This window comes from Mucilaginibacter polytrichastri, from assembly GCF_001911425.1.
Lineage (GTDB): Bacteria > Bacteroidota > Bacteroidia > Sphingobacteriales > Sphingobacteriaceae > Mucilaginibacter > Mucilaginibacter polytrichastri.
The window spans coordinates 1,999,260-2,018,546 of the sequence record NZ_MPPL01000001.1; the positions used below are offsets into that span (position 1 = coordinate 1,999,260).

Below are 19,287 nucleotides of genomic sequence, written 5' to 3' on the forward strand. Positions count from 1 at the left end.
GATGCAGCTTACGCGATTAGAAATTAAGGGCTTTAAAAGCTTTGGCGATAAAATTACCATCAATTTTAATGAAGGTATTACCGCTATTGTTGGTCCAAATGGTTGCGGTAAGTCAAACGTGGTTGATAGTATCCGTTGGGTATTGGGCGAGCAAAGCACGCGCATGCTCCGTTCAGAGAAAATGGAGAACATCATTTTCAATGGCAGCAAAAGCCGCAAACCGGCAAACCTGGCCGAGGTTTCCCTTACTTTCGATAATACCAAAAACGTACTGCCTACCGAGTTTTCGCAGGTTACCATTACCCGTAAACTTTACCGTACCGGTGAAAGTGAATACCGCCTTAATGATGTGCAGTGCCGCTTAAAGGATATTACCGACCTGTTTTTAGATACCGGTATCGGGGCCGACTCCTACTCTATCATCGAGCTGAAGATGATTGACGAGATCATTACCAACAAAGAAGGATCGCGCCGTAACTTGTTTGAAGAGGCTTCTGGTATCTCTAAATATAAACTCCGTAAAAAACAGACTTTCAGTAAGTTAAAAGATACCGAGGCCGATCTTTCGCGGGTAGATGATCTGTTATTCGAGATCGAAAAAAACTTAAAAACACTTGAGAATCAGGCTAAAAAAGCAGAACGCTATTACCGCCTGAAAGAGCAATATAAAACACTGAGTATTATGTTAGCCTCGTTCAGGATCGTTTCTTTCAGCGAATCGTTAAGCAGGCTCGAAGAGCAGGAACAAAAAGAAAAAGCAGACAAAACAGGCATCGTTGCGCAGATAGATACGTTGGAAGCTACCATCCAGAAACAAAAGCTGGATAGTTTAACCAATGAGAAAAACCTTTCTGTACAGCAAAAAGCCACCAATGAATATATAGGCAAGATCCGCGCTTATGAGAGCGAAAAAAAGGTGCGCAACGAGCAGCTCAAATACCAGAAAGATAAAGAAAGCCGCCTTAATGAGGAACTGGAACGCGATGGCAACCAGCTAAAACACGTACAGTACAACATCAAGCGTTTATCTGAAGAAAAAGCGCTGGAAGAAGAAAACCTGCAAACCATACAAGCCCGAGTTGCGGAGTTGAAACAAGCGGTTGACGAATTGCGCGTAGATCAAACGGCGTTGCGCGAGGAGTTGAACGAGCTGAACAACATTAATAACCGCTTACAGAACCAGATCTACAAAACAGAGAAAGATATTGACATACTGCGCATACAACAGCAAGCTTTGGAGCAGGAAAGCCAGCGTAATATGGAAGATGCGGCAGGTAAAGAAGTGGAGCTTTCGCATTTTAACCAACTGGTGGCCGAGCTGCAATACCGCACCGAAACGCTGCAAACCGAATACGACCAGGCCGTTACCAGCGAAACCACTTTACAGGAGCAAATTAAAGATACCGACGCAGATATAACCCGTGTTAAGGATTATGTGAGGCAGGAAAGCCGCAAGCTGGATGCCAAGCAAAACGAATATACATTGACCAAAAGTATGGTCGACAACCTAGAGGGTTTCCCCGAGTCGATCAGGTTTTTGAAAAAGAATGCAGGTTGGTCTAAAAACGCGCCTCTGTTTAGCGACGTACTTTTCTGTAAGGAAGATTATCGTATTGCTATAGAAAATTACCTGGAGCCTTTGATGAATTACTATGTAGTAGAGAACTATGATGAAGCCATTAGCGCAGTCAACCTGCTTAGTAACTCTGCTAAAGGACGTGCGCAGTTTTTCATCCTCAATAACTATCAGTCGGTTGGTGATACGGCAGAAATTCAAAGTTCTGGCTATATACCGGCATTAAGTGTTGTAGAGGTTGATACCCGCTATAAGAACCTATGCGGTAACCTGCTTAAAAACGTTTACCTGATTGACGATTCGTCGGAAAACGACTTAAACAATGCCGACTTGCCCGATGGCGTAGTGTTATTGGGCAAAAGCGGCAAGTTCAATAAATCAAAATATACCGTTGCCGGTGGTTCGGTTGGTTTATTTGAAGGTAAACGGATTGGCCGTGCTAAAAACCTGGAGAACCTGGCCCGCGAGATAAAGGGTATTGAGACAGATGTAAACAAGGCTAACCAAAATGCAGAACAGTTACAAAATAAGCTAGCTGCACTTAAAGCATCCACCCGTGTGGATGAGATCCGCCTGAAACAGCAGGATCTGAACCGTTTGAATACCGAACTGATTACTGTTAAAACCCGGCAGGAACAATATCAGTCGTTTATAGAAAACAGCAGGAACCGTAAGGAAGATATTGCTGCCAAAATAGCCACTATACAAACCGATATGCTGGCGGCGGAACCGCAACTGGCTGAATTGAAAACCCAGCAACAAATTCAGAGCGAGTTGATGCTGGATAAGCAACAAGCCTTTAACGAACTTAATGAGTATGTAACTGTGCAGTCAGGCGCATATAATCAGGAGAATATTCGCTTTCATCAGCAGCAAAACAAGGTTTCGGGTTTGTTTAAAGACCTGGAATACCGCGAAACGCAGCATGATAGTTTAGAGACGCGCATAAACCTTAATGCAGTGGAAATGGAGAAACTGAAGGTTGCCATGCTGGAAACCATGAAGGAAACCGACCACTCTGACGAGGACCTGATTGCCATGTATGTGCAGCGCGAGGAAATGGAAAAGGCCACCAGCGATGCCGAACAACTCTACTATGCATTGCGCGGTAAAATAACAGAAACCGAGGATGAGGTAACCGCACTGCGCCGTAAAAAAGATCAGGCAGAGGTAATTGAGACAGAGCTGCGCGAAAAACGCAATAACTTGAAGCTGGATCTGAATGCGCTGAAAGAGCGTTTATCAGTAGAGTTTAGTGTAGATATTGAAGACTTACTGGAAACCCCTCCCCCTGCCGAAGAAACCGAAGCCGAACTGCGCGACAAAACAGAAAAGCTGAAAAAACAACTGGACGAGTTTGGCGCTATTAACCCAATGGCTATCGAGGCTTATAACGAGATGGATGAGCGCTATCAATTTATTAATACTCAGAAAAAGGACTTATTAGAAGCCAAGGCTTCACTGCTGGCAACCATTCAAGAGATTGATGATACCGCTAAAGAAAAGTTTATGGCTGCCTTTATTATGGTGCGCGAAAACTTTATCAAAGTGTTCCGCTCGCTGTTTAATGAGGAAGATTCCTGCGATTTGATCCTGACCGACCCTAACCAGCCATTAGAATCTGATATTGATATCATCGCTAAGCCCAAGGGTAAACGGCCACTCTCTATCAATCAGTTATCGGGTGGCGAGAAAACACTGACGGCAACAGCTATCCTATTTTCGCTATACCTGTTAAAACCTGCCCCTTTCTGTATTTTTGACGAGGTTGACGCCCCGCTGGATGATACAAATATTGATAAGTTCAATAACATTATACGCAAGTTCTCTACCGATTCGCAGTTTATTGTGGTGTCGCATAACAAGCGTACCATTGCCAGCACCGATGTTATTTATGGCGTTACCATGGTAGAGCAAGGCGTATCGCGCGTAGTGCCTGTTGACCTGCGTGAGCTGGCCGATTAACAAAAAAGCGCCCCGGTTTCCCGGCGCGCTTTGTAAATATCCAATTTCAAGGTTTATTTGTGCTTATGGGTTCTGTAAAGCATTCCCTTAAATTTATCTTTATCCATAGTAATTGATAAAGTACTTTGCTGTTCAATAGATAAAGTGTTTGCACGTAAGCTTTGTACCGCTATATCGGTAGATGTTTTGTAGGCACCATTACCAATATAATTTAAAGTGGCTGCCAGTAGGCTTTCTGTAACATCACCAAAATCTTTAGTAACATCATCGGTTGCGTTATAACCGGGGTAATCTGTTGATGCAGGTACCATTCCGGTGTAGTAACCGCCCTGCCCTGCTGAGTTTTTAGTTTCAAATTCGGGGATATACATTTGATATTTGTTGATATCGATATCAAAGAAACCAACCGGCTTGCCATAAGTGGTGCGGCCTATCAATTGTACGTTCATGTAAGGGCGCAGGTTATTGATGGTAAGTTCACTGGCCGATGCCGTACCGCCTGTTACGATGAAGAACACACGACTTAAACTTAAAGGATGGCTGGTACCAAATTTGGTTTGATTACCGGCAACCGAAAAATCTACCTGGCTGTAATTGTAACTCTGCCCGTTATCATCTTTACGAACCTGGTTTTTAAGTAATGTAGCTTTGCCCGCACTTAAAGTACTGTTATAGTACGCTGTGTACATTAATGAATTTGATGCAGATGCCGGGGCAATAAGGTTATCTATATATTCGGCAGTTTCTACATACCCACCGCCATTATAACGCAGATCTACCACCAGATCTGTAATGCCGCTTGTTTTAAAGGTGCTAAATATAGCATCGAGCTGTGTTTGTACATTTTTTAACGTTACAAAGCTGTTAAACACAATGTAACCTACTTTTTTACCATTCCCTAAGTCAATTACCTTATTGGTTATAATAGGGTTAATGGTGTAAACTACTGCATTTAATGTAGTGGTAAATGATGTGCCATCGGGCCGTTGCAGCGTCATGGTAATGGTGCTGCTGTTGCTGTAAGCATCAATAATTTGCTGTACGTTAGTGGAGCTTGCCGAGTTGAAAGAGGTTATTGTATTGATAGCGGTGATTTTATAACCCCGCTTAATACCTGCATTACCGGCAGGCGAACCGGCATAAACATATTTTACCCGCAGGTCTGACGATGTACTAAAAAATGGTGCAAAACCAAAATCGCCGGTAACCGAGTTTAATTCTGATGATACTTTGCCTTCATCAATAAATGAATATTTGGCCTGGCCGGGGCTGGGCGAATAATACTCATAAGGCAAATTAGTAGTTGGGTTAATTTTATATTGCGAAATAGCGTTTACTTCGGCAGTAAGCGCATCCAAATCGGCAGTTGCGGTGTAACTCCGAGGTTTAAAAGTCGCGTAATCTGGCAGGGCATCGTACCAATAATAATCTTCCTTGGCATAAAGGAAAACAGAATCGCGAATAAGATCGAATGTTGAACCGGTTGGGGTTGTTGTGGTTGGGGTATTACTTTTGTCTTTTTTGCAGCTTTCACTAAAAACAATTACACCTAACAATACAATTAGTAATATTTTTTTCATAGTTATTATTATGTATTCATACGCAGTATTTTAACAAATAGTTTATGAGCTATAAAATATTTATTTGTTTATTGCAATATGCTGTACGTTAAATTTTACTTTGATGAGGTATTTATAAAACTTCCGGCATTGATGTAATCTATTCCGCTAGCTTCTGCACTTAGTTCGTCTGTTTTTATATTGCCTATCATTACCAGGTCGCGGCGTTGCAGGTTGTGCTCATGTATCAGGGTATGTATAGCATCCGGTTCGGGTTTAGCTGCATACTCATTGGCAAAATAGCAAATTAGGTATTGCTCCAATCCGTGCCATTCTATTTGTCTTATTTTATTTAATTGTTGCTGCGGATTGCCGTTGGTAACGATAAATAATTTCTTACGATCAATAACGATCTCTTGCATCAGATCTAACATTTGCTGATACAGCAGTAATTTTAACGGCAACTTGGCATTACCCAATAAAATCTGAAAATTCTGCGCGTATTTAATGTCTATGTTAAACTCCTTTTGCAGCGCATCAAAAACGCCTTCGTGTCCATACTCTTCATAGGCAACCGTCATTACGTTAAGCATCGCTTTGGCGTCCAGCATTTCGGTATATTCTAAAAAGGTGGCAAACAGATAGTATACCTGTAACAGGTAATCCTTTTCGGGATACAATACATTATCAAGCTCAAAAACAAAGGCTTGTTTGCGCGGATCTATCTCGTTATAAACCATCGGCGACGTAATTGATGTTGATACCATATTCATCATACAAAAGCTGCGCCTCTTTAAGCAGTTGCATTTCGATATTACGTAATGGATATATGACTGTTATATTTTTATCGAGGCATAAAGCCAGCATTTCATGAATGTAAGCTGCGCTTTTAGGACTAGGTAATATGATCATTTTACCGGCATTAATCATCACCTGTGGCAGTTCTTCATAATCACCCAGTAGTATTTCTCCGGCGGTTATGGTGCCTTTTACCTGGTATGCTTTTGCTGTAGATGCAGCTGTTATTAATACAATCACGCTATTTATTTATTCCTGTACAATTAAACCATCCCGCATTAATACCTTCCGGTCTGACAGATTGGCCAGGTCTTCATTGTGGGTTACGATGATAAAGGTCTGGTTAAACTCGTCACGCAGCTGCAAAAACAACTCATGCAGTTCGCGTGCATTGGCCGAATCGAGATTACCCGAAGGTTCATCTGCAAATATCAGCGCCGGGCTGTTAACTAAGGCCCTGGCCACAGCCACACGCTGCTGCTCGCCACCCGAAAGTTGCGCCGGTTTGTGATGCAGGCGCTCGCCTAAACCTAGTTTAATTAATAATTCGGTTGCTCTTTTTTCGGCAACAGGCTTTGACGTGCCTGCGATAAAAGCCGGGATACACACGTTTTCCAGTGCCGTAAACTCAACCAATAAATGGTGAAACTGAAATATAAAACCGATTTTATGATTGCGGAAGGCACTGAGTTGCTTACTGCTTAAGGTACCAATGTCAATACCATCTATAATAACCTGTCCGCTATCCAGCTTATCTAAAGTGCCCAGAATGTTCAGTAACGAACTTTTGCCGGCACCGGATGCACCTACAATGGCCACAATCTCTCCCTTGCCTACCTCCAGGTTTACACCTTTTAAGATATGCAGGTTACCAAATTTCTTTTGAATATCAAGCGCTTTAAGCATCATCGCAAAAATAGAATATTACCGCCCAAAATGTATCAACTGTAATAATTAATGGATAAAATAAATTAAGGTTTCATAAATAGGGATGAAATTGTAGATTTACCGCAAATTCTAACATTAGACATGAACATTCACGAATATCAGGGCAAAGCCATTTTAAAAAGTTTTGGTGTCAGGGTACAGGAAGGCATAGTTGCCGATACCGTTGACCAAGCTGTTGAGGCGGCTAAAAAAATGAAAGAAGATTTCGGTTCAGACTGGGTTGTTGTTAAAGCCCAGATACATGCCGGCGGCCGCGGTAAAGGCGGTGGCGTTAAAGTAGCCAAAAACCTGGATGATTTAAGGGAAAAAGCAGGTGCCATACTTGGTATGCAACTGGTTACCCCGCAAACAGGGCCAGAAGGAAAATTAGTAAGTAAGGTTTTAATTGCACAGGATGTTTACTATCCGGGCGAAAGCGAAACCAAAGAATATTATATCAGTGTATTGCTTGACCGTGCTAAAGGCCGTAACATTATCATGTACTCTACCGAAGGTGGTATGGACATTGAAGAAGTTGCACACAGCACTCCAGAACTGATCTTTAAAGAAGAAATTGACCCTAAAGTAGGTTTACAGGCTTTCCAGGCTCGTAAAATTGCTTTTAACTTAGGTGTTAGCGGCGATGCTTTTAAAGATATGGTAAAATTTATCACCGCTTTATACAAAGCTTACGATGCTACCGACTCTTCTCAGTTTGAGATTAACCCGGTATTAAAAACATCTGACAATAAAATTTTAGCGGTTGATGCTAAAGTGAACATTGATGATAACGCATTATACCGCCACCCGGATTATGCAGCTTTACGCGATACTGCTGAAGAAGACCCTACTGAGGTTGAAGCCAGCAAATCAAACCTTAACTATGTTAAGCTTGATGGTAACGTTGGTTGTATGGTTAACGGTGCCGGTTTAGCAATGGCCACTATGGACATTATTAAAATTGCCGGTGGCGAGCCTGCCAACTTCCTGGACGTAGGCGGAACAGCCAACGCACAAACTGTTAAAGCCGGTTTTAACATCATTTTGCAAGACCCTAACGTTAAGGCTATCCTCATCAATATTTTTGGTGGCATCGTTCGTTGCGACCGTGTTGCACAAGGTGTTATTGATGCTTATAACGAAATTGGTAATATCCCTGTTCCCATCATTGTACGTTTACAAGGTACCAATGCCGAAGAAGGTAAAGCCCTTATTGACAACTCTGGCCTAAAAGTTTACTCTGCCATTTTATTAAAAGAAGCAGCAGACAGGGTTAAAGAAGTGTTAGCACTTTAATTAAATTTTTTTAGACACAAAATACTGTGTCTCTGTAATAACAAAAAAGGAGCTTCGGCTCCTTTTTTGTTTAATGGGCATTATAAATGCCCTACCGGTCCGCACGCCTTATGAGATGCGCGCGAGTAATATAATTTCATTCTTCTTAACCCCGCGTGCGTAGCGGTAGGGCATTTGCAATGCCCCTACACTATTTGTGGCAGTAACAATTTCCCCACTTCCACATACTTTCCCCGGTATTTCTTTTGAGTAAATATTCCCCATATTTAAAAATGGCCTTTAAAGCTATTTAAAAGCCGATTTTGAAATTCTCTAACCGTCGGTACAGCTTTTGCCTTACTCTATATGTCAAACGTTAATTAAAACTTTAAAACATAAAATCATGAACAACTCAATCATCATCGCAGGTATCGTAGCACAAGCAGCTCCATTGTTTTTTGTAGTTAAAACTATCGCAGCAAAATTCAACAACTAGGCATTAAACCTTTCTATTATCTAATAATCTATACATTATAACACAACAAATATCATGAACCACGCAATCGTAATCGCAGGCATCGTAGCACAAGCAGCTCCATTAGTGTTAATCGTTAAGATCATAGCAGCAAGAGTTAACAGCTAATTCCCAGTCAATCATATTAACCTTTAAATCGTAGATATCATGAACCACGCAATCGTAATCGCAGGCATCGTAGCACAAGCAGCTCCATTAGTATTAATCGTTAAAATCATTGCTTCAAGAGTTAACAGCTAATTCCCAGTCAATCATATTAACCTTTAAATCGTAGATATCATGAATCACGCAATCGTAATCGCAGGCATCGTAGCGCAAGCAGCTCCGCTAGTATTAATCGTTAAGATCATAGCAACAAGAGTTAACAGTTAATAGCCAAGTTGTATAAACTTGATGCCGGAAGTTATTTGGCATCTACAAACTAAATTACCCATATCTGCAAGGGTTGCTAAGTTAATCTACTCCCTAATTTATTGTAATTAAGTATAAGTTTTTCGGTAGTGCAACCGCCCCACCCCTCGTATGGTCATATACGCTGTATCGGCCACCAATACGCTAAAATTAACTATCCGCGCTTTCTATCAAGCACCAAGTGCCTTAATTAACAGGTAACTAGTAAAGATTCCCACTACTACTTAATGCTTCAATAATCCAGCATAAACATTACTGTATTAAGCTTGCTCTATTTCATACCTGTCTATTTATCAAAGCAATAGTATTTCGCTTACTCTACTATCTCTATTATTGGCACCCGGCAATAGTCGTATTATAAATATTCTTATAATTTTCTTGATGTTGTGAAGATATTTATCAATGAGAAACAACAAAAATCACATAAATGAGTTCCTAATTTCACATAGGATTCAGTTATTCGTATTTATTTGTTTAAAAAATGTAAAGTTACCATCTAATAAATACATGTTTAAACATATATATCTATATTTGAATCAATAAACAATCATATACCATGGCAACAGAAACAAAATGGGTTTTAGACCCAATGCACTCAGAGGTTCAGTTTAAAGTTAAACACCTTGTAATTTCAACCGTAACAGGTTTTTTCAAAACATTTGAAGGCGAAGTAGTAACAGAAAGCGATGATTTTGCAGATTCGAAAATTGACTTTTCGTTAGATGTAGCAAGTATCGATACTACCCAGGAAGCCCGCGATCAGCACCTTGCAGGTCCAGACTTTTTTGATGCTGCAACTTATCCAAAAATCACTTTCAAATCGACTTCTTTAACAAAAGTTGACGACAGCGATTACGAGCTTACCGGTGATTTAACTATTAAAAACGTTACTAAACCCGTAAAATTAAACGTTGAATTTGGTGGTACTGCTACCGATTTTTACGGTAACGTTAAAGCAGGTTTCGAAATTACAGGTAAAATTAACCGTAAAGAGTTTGGTTTAACCTGGGAAGGTATTACCGAAGCCGGTGCTATAGTTGTAGGTGAAGATATTAAATTGATCATCAACGCTCAGTTTGCTAAGCAAGCATAATCTTTATAACATATACTAAAATGGCTGGAAATACGATTCCAGCCATTTTTTTGTTTATAGGGCTTGTATCGTCTTTCAATCTGTGTTCTTCAACCTCTGTATCTATCCTGCCTACTAATATTGTTATTAAACAATCATTAATAAAACACATACAGTTAATTACAAGCTTGTAGAAATTATGGTCTGAGTAGGTTATTTGAAGATAAACGTTTTTTAAAACTAATTGTTAGTTAAGTTTGCTAATCATTATGCTAATCAAAATATATCCAGAAAACCCAAACCCTAAAGCTATTGAACAAGTTGTTGAGGTTTTGCGCAAAGGCGGCGTTATTATCTATCCTACCGATACCGTTTACGGCTTAGGCTGTGATATTACCAATCATAGGGCTATTGAAAAAATTTGCCGCATCCGTAACATCAAGCCAGAGAAAGCTAATTTTTCTTTTATTTGTTATGACCTGAGCAATATTGCAGATTATACTAAGCCTATTGATAATACCTGTTTCAGGGTATTAAAGAAGGCTTTGCCAGGCCCCTTCACTTTTATATTTAATGCCAGCCATAATGTACCTAAGCTGTTAAGCAGCAATAAAAAAACAGTTGGTATTCGTGTGCCGGACAACGCTATTGCCCGCGAAATTGTAAAGATATTGGGTAACCCTATCGTATCGGCCTCTATCCACGATGATGATGACATCATCGAGTACTCAACCGACCCTGAATTGATCCACGAGAAATATGAAGACCTTGTTGACCTGGTGATTGACGGTGGCTATGGCGGTAACATCGCCTCTACTGTGGTTGATTGTACATCGGGCGAATTTGAAGTATTGCGGGAAGGCAAAGGGGATTTGGAGATGTATTTGTAACGTGTTTAATACCACGTTGGCGTTTGCAAAGCTTCTACAGCATTGCTCAAAATATTTCCCTATTTTGTTAACTGATGAACAAAAGGCTGCAATCTATAATTGAACTTTTAAAGGCCGATGCAGCCAGTGGAGTTTTGCTGATATTATGTGTTGTATGCTCTTTGCTAATTGCTAACAGTTCGCTGTTCCATATGTATAATCACATTTGGGAAAATACGGAACGATTTACCTTTCTTGGCCATGATGCCGAAGTTTCATTGGCTGACTTTATCAACGATGGATTGATGGCTGTATTTTTTCTGTTTGTTGGCTTGGAAATTAAGCGGGAAATTACAGACGGGCAGCTGTCTACCTTTAAAAAAGCAGCATTGCCGGTATGTGCAGCATTAGGCGGCATTGTTATCCCGGCTCTTATCTATATTGCATTTAATCACGGCACCAATAAGGCCCAAGGCTGGGCCATACCTACTGCAACCGATATTGCCTTTGCCATAGCGGTATTAAGCATATTAGGCAACAAAGTAAGGCTCTCGCATAAGATATTTATTAAGGCCCTGGCCATTGTAGATGATTTGGGAGCCATCGTTATTATTGCCATGTTTTATGCAACCAATTTTAGCCCGATTAATTTGGGAGCCGCCTTTGGTGTATTTGCATTTCAATTTTTACTCAATAGGTTAAGAGTTAATGTACTTTGGCCCTATTTGGCAAGTGGTGTCTTGTTATGGTACTTCATCCATCAATCTGGCATCCATCCTACCATTGCGGGGGTTTTAACGGCATTTGCTATACCATATGGAGCAACCAATTCGCCGTTAGAAAAGCTGGAACATTGGCTGGTAACACCGGTAAACTATATTATTATGCCGCTTTTTGCGCTGGCTAATACCAATATCCACATTGGCAATTTCAGCATGGCCGGGTTTGCCTCCCCTGTTTCTGCGGGGATTATCTTTGGCCTTGTAATTGGCAAACCAGTTGGTATTACTATATTCACCTGGCTATCAACCAAACTAAAAATAGCCGAACTACCTCAAAAAACCAGTTACAAGCAAATTGCAGGCATTGGTATTCTGGGCGGTATCGGCTTTACAATGTCTATTTTTATAACACTGCTGTCGTTCAACGATCCTGTGATCCAGAATGATGCCAAGATCTTTATCCTTGTTGCCTCGTTAATAGCCGCAATTACAGGTTATTTTGCGTTAAACATTGCTGCCAAACGCAGGGAAACTAAGCGCGTAGTTGCTTAACAAAGTCTTCAATCCCGTTCATATAATCGGGTGTCGAGCCCAAAAATTTCACAAATGCACTGCCTACAATAGCACCATTGTTATACTCGCAAGCTTTTTTAAACGCCAGGCTATCAGCAATACCAAAACCAACTATGGTAGGGTTTTTCAACGCCATAGCCTTAATCCGGCTAAAGTAAGTATCAACCTGGTCGTTTAGCTGTAAGGCTGTCCCCGTGATAGATGCCGACGAAAGCAGGTACACAAAGCTATTGCTTAAGCCGTCAATTTTACGAATGCGCTCTTCTGAAGTCTGTGGTGTTACCAGGAATATATTACTGATGCCGTGTTTGGCAAATACGTCCTGATACAACATTTCGTATTCGTACATGGGCAGGTCGGGTACAATAACGCCATCTACGCCTACTTCGGCAGCCTTTTGGCAAAAACGCTCTACGCCATATTGTACCATAGGGTTGGCATAACCCATCAGGATAATCGGGATAGTTACACGTTGGCGCAACTCGCCCAATTGCTCAAACAGCATGTTTAAAGTCATACCTGCTTCTAAAGCCGCTTGCGAGCTATGCTGAATAGTAGGCCCATCAGCTACCGGGTCTGAATACGGGAAACCGATCTCCAGGAAATCAGCGCCGGCTTGCTCCAATGCTTCGGCAACGGCTACTGTATTGTTGAGGTCAGGATATCCGGCTGTGAAATATACGGATAGCAGATTCTTATTTTTTGTATTGAAGAGCTTATTTAAGCGGTTCATTTTCGTTGTGATTATTGCTGTTTTTTATTCCCTCCCTTGGGAGGGGTGCGATGGATAGTGGTGTGGCAGGGAGGGGTTCTGCATTAAACTTATCAATTTCAGAAACCCATCCCTAATCCTCCCGAGGGAGGGCATGGTATTCAATACTACCTAATATCCAAAGTGCTTTATGTATGTATCCAAATCTTTATCACCACGGCCAGATAGGCATATCACCACATTGTCGGTTGGCTTAAAAGTCATTTTCTCTAAATAAGCAAAGGCATGGGCCGATTCTATAGCAGGTATAATTCCCTCTAATTGAGAGAGTAAAAGCCCTGCATTTAAAGCTTCATCGTCGGTAATACTTACATACTTGGCACGTTTAACTTTATGCAGATGCGCATGCTGCGGACCGATGCCCGGATAATCTAAACCGGCAGATATAGAGTAAGGTTCAACAACCTGCCCATCGTCTGTTTGCATTAAGATGGTGCGGCTGCCATGCAGTACTCCTTCGCGACCCAGTACCGATGTTGCTGCCGAATGACCACTATCTACACCCAAACCGGCTGCTTCTACGGCAATCAGTTTTACAGATTCGTCATCCAGAAAATGGTAGAACATCCCCATCGCATTACTGCCGCCGCCCACACAGGCTAAAGCATAATCTGGTAGTTCTTTACCAGTTTGCTCCAGCAGTTGTTTTTTGGTTTCGAATGAGATAATGGACTGAAACCTCGCCACCATTTCGGGGTATGGATACGGGCCAACAACCGAACCGATGATGTAATGTGTGTCAACCGGGTTATTAATCCAGTCGCGCATGGCTTCGTTGGTGGCGTCTTTAAGCGTTTTACTGCCTGATGTTGCAGGGACAACTGTAGCACCCAACATTTTCATACGGGCTACGTTTGGTGCCTGGCGTTCCATGTCAATTTCGCCCATGTAAACAACACATTCTATGCCTCTAAGGGCACAAACTGTTGCTGTTGCCACGCCGTGCTGCCCCGCTCCTGTTTCGGCAATAATGCGTTTTTTACCCAAACGTTCGGCCAATAAGATCTGCCCTATGGCATTATTGATCTTGTGCGAACCAGTGTGGTTCAGGTCTTCACGCTTGAGGTAAATGTTGGCACCATACTTAGCCGACAAGCGTTTAGCCAGGTATAATGGCGACGGACGGCCTACATAATCTTTTAGCAGGGCATCAAATTCGACCCGGTAAGCCGGGTCGTTAGTGATGATTTCATATTGCTGCCTTAGTTCTTCAATATTAGGGTACAACATTTCGGGGATGTAGGCCCCGCCGAAATCTCCGTAGTAACCCTGTTCGTTTACACTATATTTCATTTGTAGCAGATTGTCTTAATAATTCAAATGCTTTGCTTAGTTTTTCTATATCCTTTACACCCGGTGCGGTTTCGAACCGGCTATTGAGGTCAACGCCGTAAAACTGCGGATGTTTGATCTGTAATACCTGTTCTATATTATCGGGGCTTAATCCGCCGCTCAAAAAGAAGGGTAAATCCATTTTATATTTATCGAGGATATCCCAGTTAAATGTTAATCCCGAACCTCCATGCTTTGGTGTCTTGGTGTCAAACAAAAAGTAATCTACTTTACCGGCATAAGGGTTTAACTGTTCAAAATCAAAGCCCTCATCAACCCCAAATGCTTTTAAAACGGTCACCCGTTTTTTTAGCGCTTCGCAAAATTCCGGGTTCTCATAACCATGCAATTGTACGGCATCAAAGTTGTATTCTTTAATCAGCAGGCTAATATTCTCCAGCGAATCATTTACAAATACACCTGTTTTTTGAATAGCTTGTGGCAGCCTATCCAATACATCAACCGGCAGATCGGCAATAAACCTTGGCGATATGCCGTAGCAGATAAAGCCCATATAGTCAGGCTGTAATGCTATTATCGCTTCAATGTTATCTGGTTGTTTTAAACCGCAAACCTTAATTTTCATTTTTAGTTGGCGTTAATTAAGTTTTTGAAACTTGCCAAGGCTTTTTTGCCTAGTAGTGATTCCTCCGCCTCGTAAAAACAATCGGCAAATGAATTTTGCGGATTGATGGTACGGATGGCCAGTGCTGCGTTACTTAATACTACGTTGTGTTGAGCATGTGTGCCTTCGGCATTAAGTACAGTGGTAAATACAGCTGCAGAATCGCTAACCGTATGCCCCCCTGCTATAGCGAGTGGATCTAATTTCTCGAAACCGAGGCTCTCTATGCTATTGATCTTTTCGCCATCGGCAGAAAATGTTTTAAAATCACACGTAAGTGAAATTTCATCATAACCGTCAAGCGCATTTACGATGGTATATTTGGTAGTAGATTTTTGGTACAGGTAAGCATAAAGGCGTGCCAGATCCAAATTATAAACCCCTACTAGTTGGTTGCTTGGCTTTGCCGGATTAACCAGCGGGCCAAGCATATTGAAGAAGGTTTTAACACCCAGTTCCCTGCGGATTGGTGCTACCGTTTTCATGGCCGGGTGAAACAGCGGTGCATGCAGAAAACAGATATTAGCCCTGTCCATGCTGCTTTTAATTTCGTCTGTATTACTTGTAAAGCTATAGCCAAGGTATTCCATTACGTTAGATGAGCCACAACCCGACGACACCCCATAGTTACCATGCTTAGCCACGTGATAACCCGCACCGGCCACCACAAATGAGGCCAGGGTCGAAATATTAAAGGTATCCTTACCATCGCCCCCGGTACCACAAAGATCTATCAGGTCGTCGTTATCGAGGTTAACGGGCAGGCAAAGGTCCAGCATGGCATCGCGGAAGCCTTCCAGTTCATCAACAGTAATACTGCGCATACAATAGGCCGTCATAAATGCCGCCATTTGCGAGTTGTTATACTTACCCTGCGCAATATTGGTCAGGATATCTTTAGACTGTTCGCGGCTAAATGTTTTGTGTTCGAATAAATGATTTAATATCGCTTTCATGCCCCTTAACCCCCTAAAGGGGGAATTTGGTTAATTGTTAATAATATTTATTCCCTGATTAGTACTTCTGCTCCCCTTCAGGGGGCTGGGGGGCAGCAAAAAAAAAAGGTTGCCATTTAGGCAACCTTTGAAATATCTTAATAAAATATACACAAACAGGATTGCCTTACGATTTCTCGTTAAGCCACCACCAATTCATGTTTAAATTTTTCATTGTTCGTTTTGTGCAACAAATATGAATATAGTTTTCATAAAAACAAACAGAATAATATTTTTACTTACTTTACCCTTACATTAATTGTAATATAACTCAAATGGCGATCAAAAAATATGCTGTAAACCCCGAGGATGACCTTGGCTTTGGTACCCAGGCAGTAAGGCAGCGCATTATTAACCGCGATGGCAGCATTAATGTTAAACGCCTGGGCATTCCGTTTTTCAGCACAACAAATACTTACCACAGGCTCATTACCATGAAATGGTCCAGCTTTTGGGTTACAGTTATTACAGCGTATATTATAGTTAATGTTTTTTTCGCCCTCCTTTACTTGTTCATTGGCATACAGAACCTGCATGGCACCGGGGATAATAATGTAAGCAACCATTTTTTGAATGCATTTTTCTTTTCGGCGCAAACACTTTCTACCGTGGGTTACGGCCATATTAGCCCCGCAGGTAATGTAGCCAACTGGGTAGCAGCATTTGAATCCATGATCGGGCTGTTGGCTTTTGCACTGGCAACCGGCTTATTATATGGTCGTTTTTCGCGACCCTCGGCAAAGTTTGTTTTCAGCGAAAACTTATTGATCGCTCCCTATGCTGCTACAGGCGGGCGGGGCCTCATGTTCAGGCTGGCCAATATGCGCCTCAATATTTTATTGGATGTAGCCATTGAAGTTACCTTCTCGTTTAATGAAATTGTGGATGGTAAAACCGTACGCCGCTTTTATACCCTACCGCTTGAGCGTACCAGGGTGAGCATCCTTACCCTCAGCTGGACGGTTGTGCACCCCCTCACCGAAGACAGCCCGCTATACAGCATTACTGCCGAGGATATGAAATCATCAAATGCCACCTTTAATATTTTAATACAAGCTTTTGACGATACATTTTCGCAAACCGTACATTCCCGTACCTCTTATCAGCATGATGAAATTATTTGGGGAGCCAAATTTGTGCCTGCATTTTCGCATGACCAGGATGGGCAGGTGCAGCTACACCTGGGTAAAATCAGCGATTATACAGATGTTGAACTACCTATTATTGGGTAAAAGTTTTTTAGCTTGTGACGCACTTGCGTCACGAAAAATCTCAAAACAAGTCCTCAACTTAGTAATGTCCTTTTGAGATTATAAAAATCAGAAGGGTATGCTGATAATTTAGTCAGCAGAGAAAAGAAAGTAAATCTGGCAATATTATTAATTACTAACCTCAATAAGGTATTACGGTTAAAGCAAATACTTGAGCTCAATTAAACAAAGGGCTACACGCTCAATTATTCATTTTAAATTTTGATAAAGCAGTTAAAGGCGTTGCAAACGCCAAAAAGTCTACCCTCTTTTGTCATTCTGACGAAGGAAGATTCTTCTTCATGATGCACCGGGAAAATACAGGGCGAAGAAGATATTTCACTACGTTCAATATGACAAATTGTATTGAAGTTTACGTTTATTTCATTAACAAATCAACAATTAAAATAAAGGGTTTTTCTCCTTGGCAAACTTATTATAAACCAGCTTGTCCAGCCAGGCAGGTAAAAATTTGCTGAGGAATACGGTGAGATTGCCTTGTGCAGTCATCACCAGGGTGCGTGATTGGTTAACTACACCATCGGCTATACGTTTGGCAACTTCTTCTGACGACATCATTTTTTGTTCGTCGAGGCTACTTTCGCCCTGCGAAACACCGGCTTTGTTTAACGCAGTGTTACGGATGTTTGATGAGGTAAAACCGGGGCAGGCAGTCATTACATGTACACCGGTCTTCAGGTTTTCAACCCTTAGTGCATCCAGGAAACCATTCATCGCAAATTTAGAGGCAGAATATCCGGTGCGGCCCGGTAAACCTTTGTATCCTGCAATGGATGAAACCCCTACTATGGTACCTTTGCTGGCCAGCAAAGCAGGCATGGCATGTTTGGTGCAATATACCGTACCCCAGAAGTTAACATCCATCAGGGTGCGCAGTACGCTAATATCAGCATCTTTAAAAAGGGCTCGCATAGAGATGCCGGCGTTGTTAACCAGTACATCTATTTTGCCGTAAGTAACAATGGCTTGTTTAATTAAAAATGCGCAATCATCTTCGTGGCTAACATCACATTGCGCGGCAACGCACTTAATACCGTATTCTTTTTCGATGTTTTGCGATATTTCACACAGGGTAACATACTGGCGTGCGCCCAAAACCAAGTTTGCCCCGCGTGCGGCAAATTCTAATGCAAGTGCTTTGCCAATGCCTGACGATGCGCCTGTAATTACAACAATTTTATCCTTTAAGTTCATAAGCCGGGTAGAGTGCCTGCAACGGTTTTACACGTAATGCAGGTAACCTGAAAATGTATTTTACCGCGAATATAAACATCGCACCATAAAAACTTTTCAGATTGGCCCAGCTAAATTTTCCCGAACGGTTGTATTGCAGGTTAATGATGTAGGTTTTAGGGAAATAATAGTTCCTGAAACCCGCTAAACGGATGCGGTACGAAAGATCTATATTGGCGCCATAACGGTCGAAACGCTCATCCAGCAACCCAACAGTATCCATAACAGAACGGCGGATCAGCATAAACCTATCGTGCAGTACGTCGGTTTCAGTGGTATCAAACTCATCGTTGTGGCGGCCAATGTAGTGCTCGCTCAAGCGAGATTTAGAGAACTGTTTTAACAAGCCTGTTAGCTTAAAAAGCGTAACCCAGCGGCGCGGCAGCGTTTTTTTAGAAGCCGGCATGTAGTTGCCATCCATATTCAGCATGCGTACGCTCAGGCCACCTGCCGGGGCGTGGGAATCCATAAAGTCAACAGCTTTGCTGATGGTTTCTTTCTTAGTAAGGGCATCGGGACTTAGAAATAACACGTACTCCCCTTTTGCCATGCTGATACCTTGGTTTACACAATGAGATAAACCACCGTTAGCAGTTGTTATTTTAACTTCAGGAAATTCATTAGTAATGGTTTCAACTGTGTGGTCATCAGAACTATTGTCTACCAGAATAATTTCGGCATCCATGTTTTGGACAGATCTATGCAGGGCCGCTAAAGATTGGCGCAAAACCTTGCACATATTATAGCTTACCATAATCACAGAAACCTTCATATGCT

At 41.7% G+C, this 19,287-nt stretch carries 16 protein-coding genes; 6 read left to right on the forward strand and 10 right to left on the reverse strand.

What is annotated here, in order from left to right; all coding sequences use genetic code 11:
* Window position 1 precedes the first annotated feature (1 nt).
* Entirely contained in the window at window positions 2-3,541 is a 3,540-nt protein-coding gene (smc, locus tag RG47T_RS08675) for a chromosome segregation protein SMC (protein WP_074489050.1), read from the forward strand.
* A 53-nt stretch (window positions 3,542-3,594) separates the two neighbouring features.
* Here the strand turns inward: smc and RG47T_RS08680 are convergent, their stop codons facing one another.
* The 4 genes from RG47T_RS08680 to RG47T_RS08695 all read right to left on the reverse strand — a co-directional run bounded on the left by RG47T_RS08680 (window position 3,595) and on the right by RG47T_RS08695 (window position 6,804).
* Complete coding sequence (locus RG47T_RS08680) at window positions 3,595-5,121, reverse strand: S41 family peptidase (RefSeq protein ID WP_074489051.1); 1,527 nt, start codon at window positions 5,119-5,121, stop codon at window positions 3,595-3,597.
* Between the two features lie 95 nt (window positions 5,122-5,216).
* Window positions 5,217-5,867 carry an HAD family hydrolase gene (locus RG47T_RS08685; RefSeq protein ID WP_245770872.1) on the reverse strand — a complete coding sequence of 217 codons (651 nt, stop codon included), beginning with the start codon at window positions 5,865-5,867 and terminating at the stop codon, window positions 5,217-5,219.
* Window positions 5,830-6,138, reverse strand: coding sequence for an ATP-grasp domain-containing protein (locus RG47T_RS08690; RefSeq protein WP_074489053.1), 309 nt, complete (start codon window positions 6,136-6,138; stop codon window positions 5,830-5,832). The genes RG47T_RS08685 and RG47T_RS08690 overlap by 38 nt, the downstream gene beginning before the upstream one ends.
* Before the next feature lie 9 nt (window positions 6,139-6,147).
* Entirely contained in the window at window positions 6,148-6,804 is a 657-nt protein-coding gene (locus tag RG47T_RS08695) for an ABC transporter ATP-binding protein (protein WP_074493271.1), read from the reverse strand.
* A gap of 123 nt (window positions 6,805-6,927) precedes the next feature.
* Between RG47T_RS08695 and sucC the strand changes: the two genes are divergently transcribed.
* The 4 genes from sucC (at window position 6,928) to nhaA (ending at window position 12,261) form a co-directional block, all read left to right on the forward strand.
* Window positions 6,928-8,121, forward strand: a complete 1,194-nt coding sequence (gene sucC, locus RG47T_RS08700; RefSeq protein WP_074489054.1) for an ADP-forming succinate--CoA ligase subunit beta — start codon at window positions 6,928-6,930, stop codon at window positions 8,119-8,121.
* A gap of 1,481 nt (window positions 8,122-9,602) precedes the next feature.
* The gene (locus RG47T_RS08705; protein WP_074489055.1) at window positions 9,603-10,139 is read left to right on the forward strand and encodes a YceI family protein; all 537 of its coding nucleotides are present in this window, start codon (window positions 9,603-9,605) and stop codon (window positions 10,137-10,139) included.
* Window positions 10,140-10,387: 248 nt separating this feature from the next.
* On the forward strand, window positions 10,388-11,008 hold the full coding sequence (locus RG47T_RS08710) for an L-threonylcarbamoyladenylate synthase (RefSeq protein ID WP_074489056.1): 621 nt from the start codon (window positions 10,388-10,390) through the stop codon (window positions 11,006-11,008).
* Window positions 11,009-11,082: 74 nt separating this feature from the next.
* Window positions 11,083-12,261, forward strand: coding sequence for a Na+/H+ antiporter NhaA (gene nhaA, locus RG47T_RS08715; RefSeq protein ID WP_074489057.1), 1,179 nt, complete (start codon window positions 11,083-11,085; stop codon window positions 12,259-12,261).
* On the opposite strand, the gene trpA is transcribed toward nhaA, so the two are convergent.
* The 4 genes from trpA to trpD all read right to left on the reverse strand — a co-directional run bounded on the left by trpA (window position 12,242) and on the right by trpD (window position 15,967).
* A complete protein-coding gene (gene trpA / locus RG47T_RS08720) occupies window positions 12,242-13,015 on the reverse strand; it encodes a tryptophan synthase subunit alpha (RefSeq protein ID WP_074489058.1) in 774 nt (257 codons plus the stop codon). The two genes, nhaA and trpA, sit on opposite strands and share 20 nt — an antisense overlap.
* Window positions 13,016-13,165: 150 nt before the next feature.
* On the reverse strand, window positions 13,166-14,347 hold the full coding sequence (gene trpB, locus RG47T_RS08725) for a tryptophan synthase subunit beta (protein ID WP_074489059.1): 1,182 nt from the start codon (window positions 14,345-14,347) through the stop codon (window positions 13,166-13,168).
* A complete protein-coding gene (locus tag RG47T_RS08730) occupies window positions 14,337-14,972 on the reverse strand; it encodes a phosphoribosylanthranilate isomerase (protein WP_074489060.1) in 636 nt (211 codons plus the stop codon). The genes trpB and RG47T_RS08730 overlap by 11 nt, the downstream gene beginning before the upstream one ends.
* 2 nt (window positions 14,973-14,974) lie before the next feature.
* On the reverse strand, window positions 14,975-15,967 hold the full coding sequence (gene trpD, locus RG47T_RS08735) for an anthranilate phosphoribosyltransferase (protein ID WP_074489061.1): 993 nt from the start codon (window positions 15,965-15,967) through the stop codon (window positions 14,975-14,977).
* A gap of 314 nt (window positions 15,968-16,281) precedes the next feature.
* Here trpD and RG47T_RS08740 point away from each other — a divergent pair, with 314 nt between their 5' ends.
* Entirely contained in the window at window positions 16,282-17,238 is a 957-nt protein-coding gene (locus tag RG47T_RS08740) for an ion channel (protein WP_074489062.1), read from the forward strand.
* Between the two features lie 420 nt (window positions 17,239-17,658).
* On the opposite strand, the gene RG47T_RS08745 is transcribed toward RG47T_RS08740, so the two are convergent.
* Together RG47T_RS08745 and RG47T_RS08750 are read right to left on the reverse strand one after the other, a co-directional pair.
* On the reverse strand, window positions 17,659-18,471 hold the full coding sequence (locus RG47T_RS08745; RefSeq protein ID WP_074489063.1) for an SDR family oxidoreductase: 813 nt from the start codon (window positions 18,469-18,471) through the stop codon (window positions 17,659-17,661).
* A complete protein-coding gene (locus tag RG47T_RS08750; protein WP_074489064.1) occupies window positions 18,455-19,282 on the reverse strand; it encodes a glycosyltransferase in 828 nt (275 codons plus the stop codon). Before RG47T_RS08750 ends, RG47T_RS08745 begins: the two co-directional genes overlap by 17 nt.
* Window positions 19,283-19,287: the final 5 nt, after the last annotated feature.

Coding starts and splice junctions, on each gene's coding strand:
- sucC (WP_074489054.1), top strand. CDS start 6,928: ATGAACATTCACGAATATCAGGGCAAAGCCATTTTAAAAAGTTTTGGT.
- RG47T_RS08750 (WP_074489064.1), bottom strand. CDS start 19,282: ATGAAGGTTTCTGTGATTATGGTAAGCTATAATATGTGCAAGGTTTTG.
- trpA (WP_074489058.1), bottom strand. CDS start 13,015: ATGAACCGCTTAAATAAGCTCTTCAATACAAAAAATAAGAATCTGCTA.
- RG47T_RS08745 (WP_074489063.1), bottom strand. CDS start 18,471: ATGAACTTAAAGGATAAAATTGTTGTAATTACAGGCGCATCGTCAGGC.
- RG47T_RS08685 (WP_245770872.1), bottom strand. CDS start 5,867: ATGGTATCAACATCAATTACGTCGCCGATGGTTTATAACGAGATAGAT.
- nhaA (WP_074489057.1), top strand. CDS start 11,083: ATGAACAAAAGGCTGCAATCTATAATTGAACTTTTAAAGGCCGATGCA.
- RG47T_RS08730 (WP_074489060.1), bottom strand. CDS start 14,972: ATGAAAATTAAGGTTTGCGGTTTAAAACAACCAGATAACATTGAAGCG.
- RG47T_RS08705 (WP_074489055.1), top strand. CDS start 9,603: ATGGCAACAGAAACAAAATGGGTTTTAGACCCAATGCACTCAGAGGTT.
- RG47T_RS08710 (WP_074489056.1), top strand. CDS start 10,388: ATGCTAATCAAAATATATCCAGAAAACCCAAACCCTAAAGCTATTGAA.
- smc (WP_074489050.1), top strand. CDS start 2: ATGCAGCTTACGCGATTAGAAATTAAGGGCTTTAAAAGCTTTGGCGAT.
- trpD (WP_074489061.1), bottom strand. CDS start 15,967: ATGAAAGCGATATTAAATCATTTATTCGAACACAAAACATTTAGCCGC.
- RG47T_RS08680 (WP_074489051.1), bottom strand. CDS start 5,121: ATGAAAAAAATATTACTAATTGTATTGTTAGGTGTAATTGTTTTTAGT.
- RG47T_RS08740 (WP_074489062.1), top strand. CDS start 16,282: ATGGCGATCAAAAAATATGCTGTAAACCCCGAGGATGACCTTGGCTTT.
- RG47T_RS08695 (WP_074493271.1), bottom strand. CDS start 6,804: ATGCTTAAAGCGCTTGATATTCAAAAGAAATTTGGTAACCTGCATATC.
- trpB (WP_074489059.1), bottom strand. CDS start 14,347: ATGAAATATAGTGTAAACGAACAGGGTTACTACGGAGATTTCGGCGGG.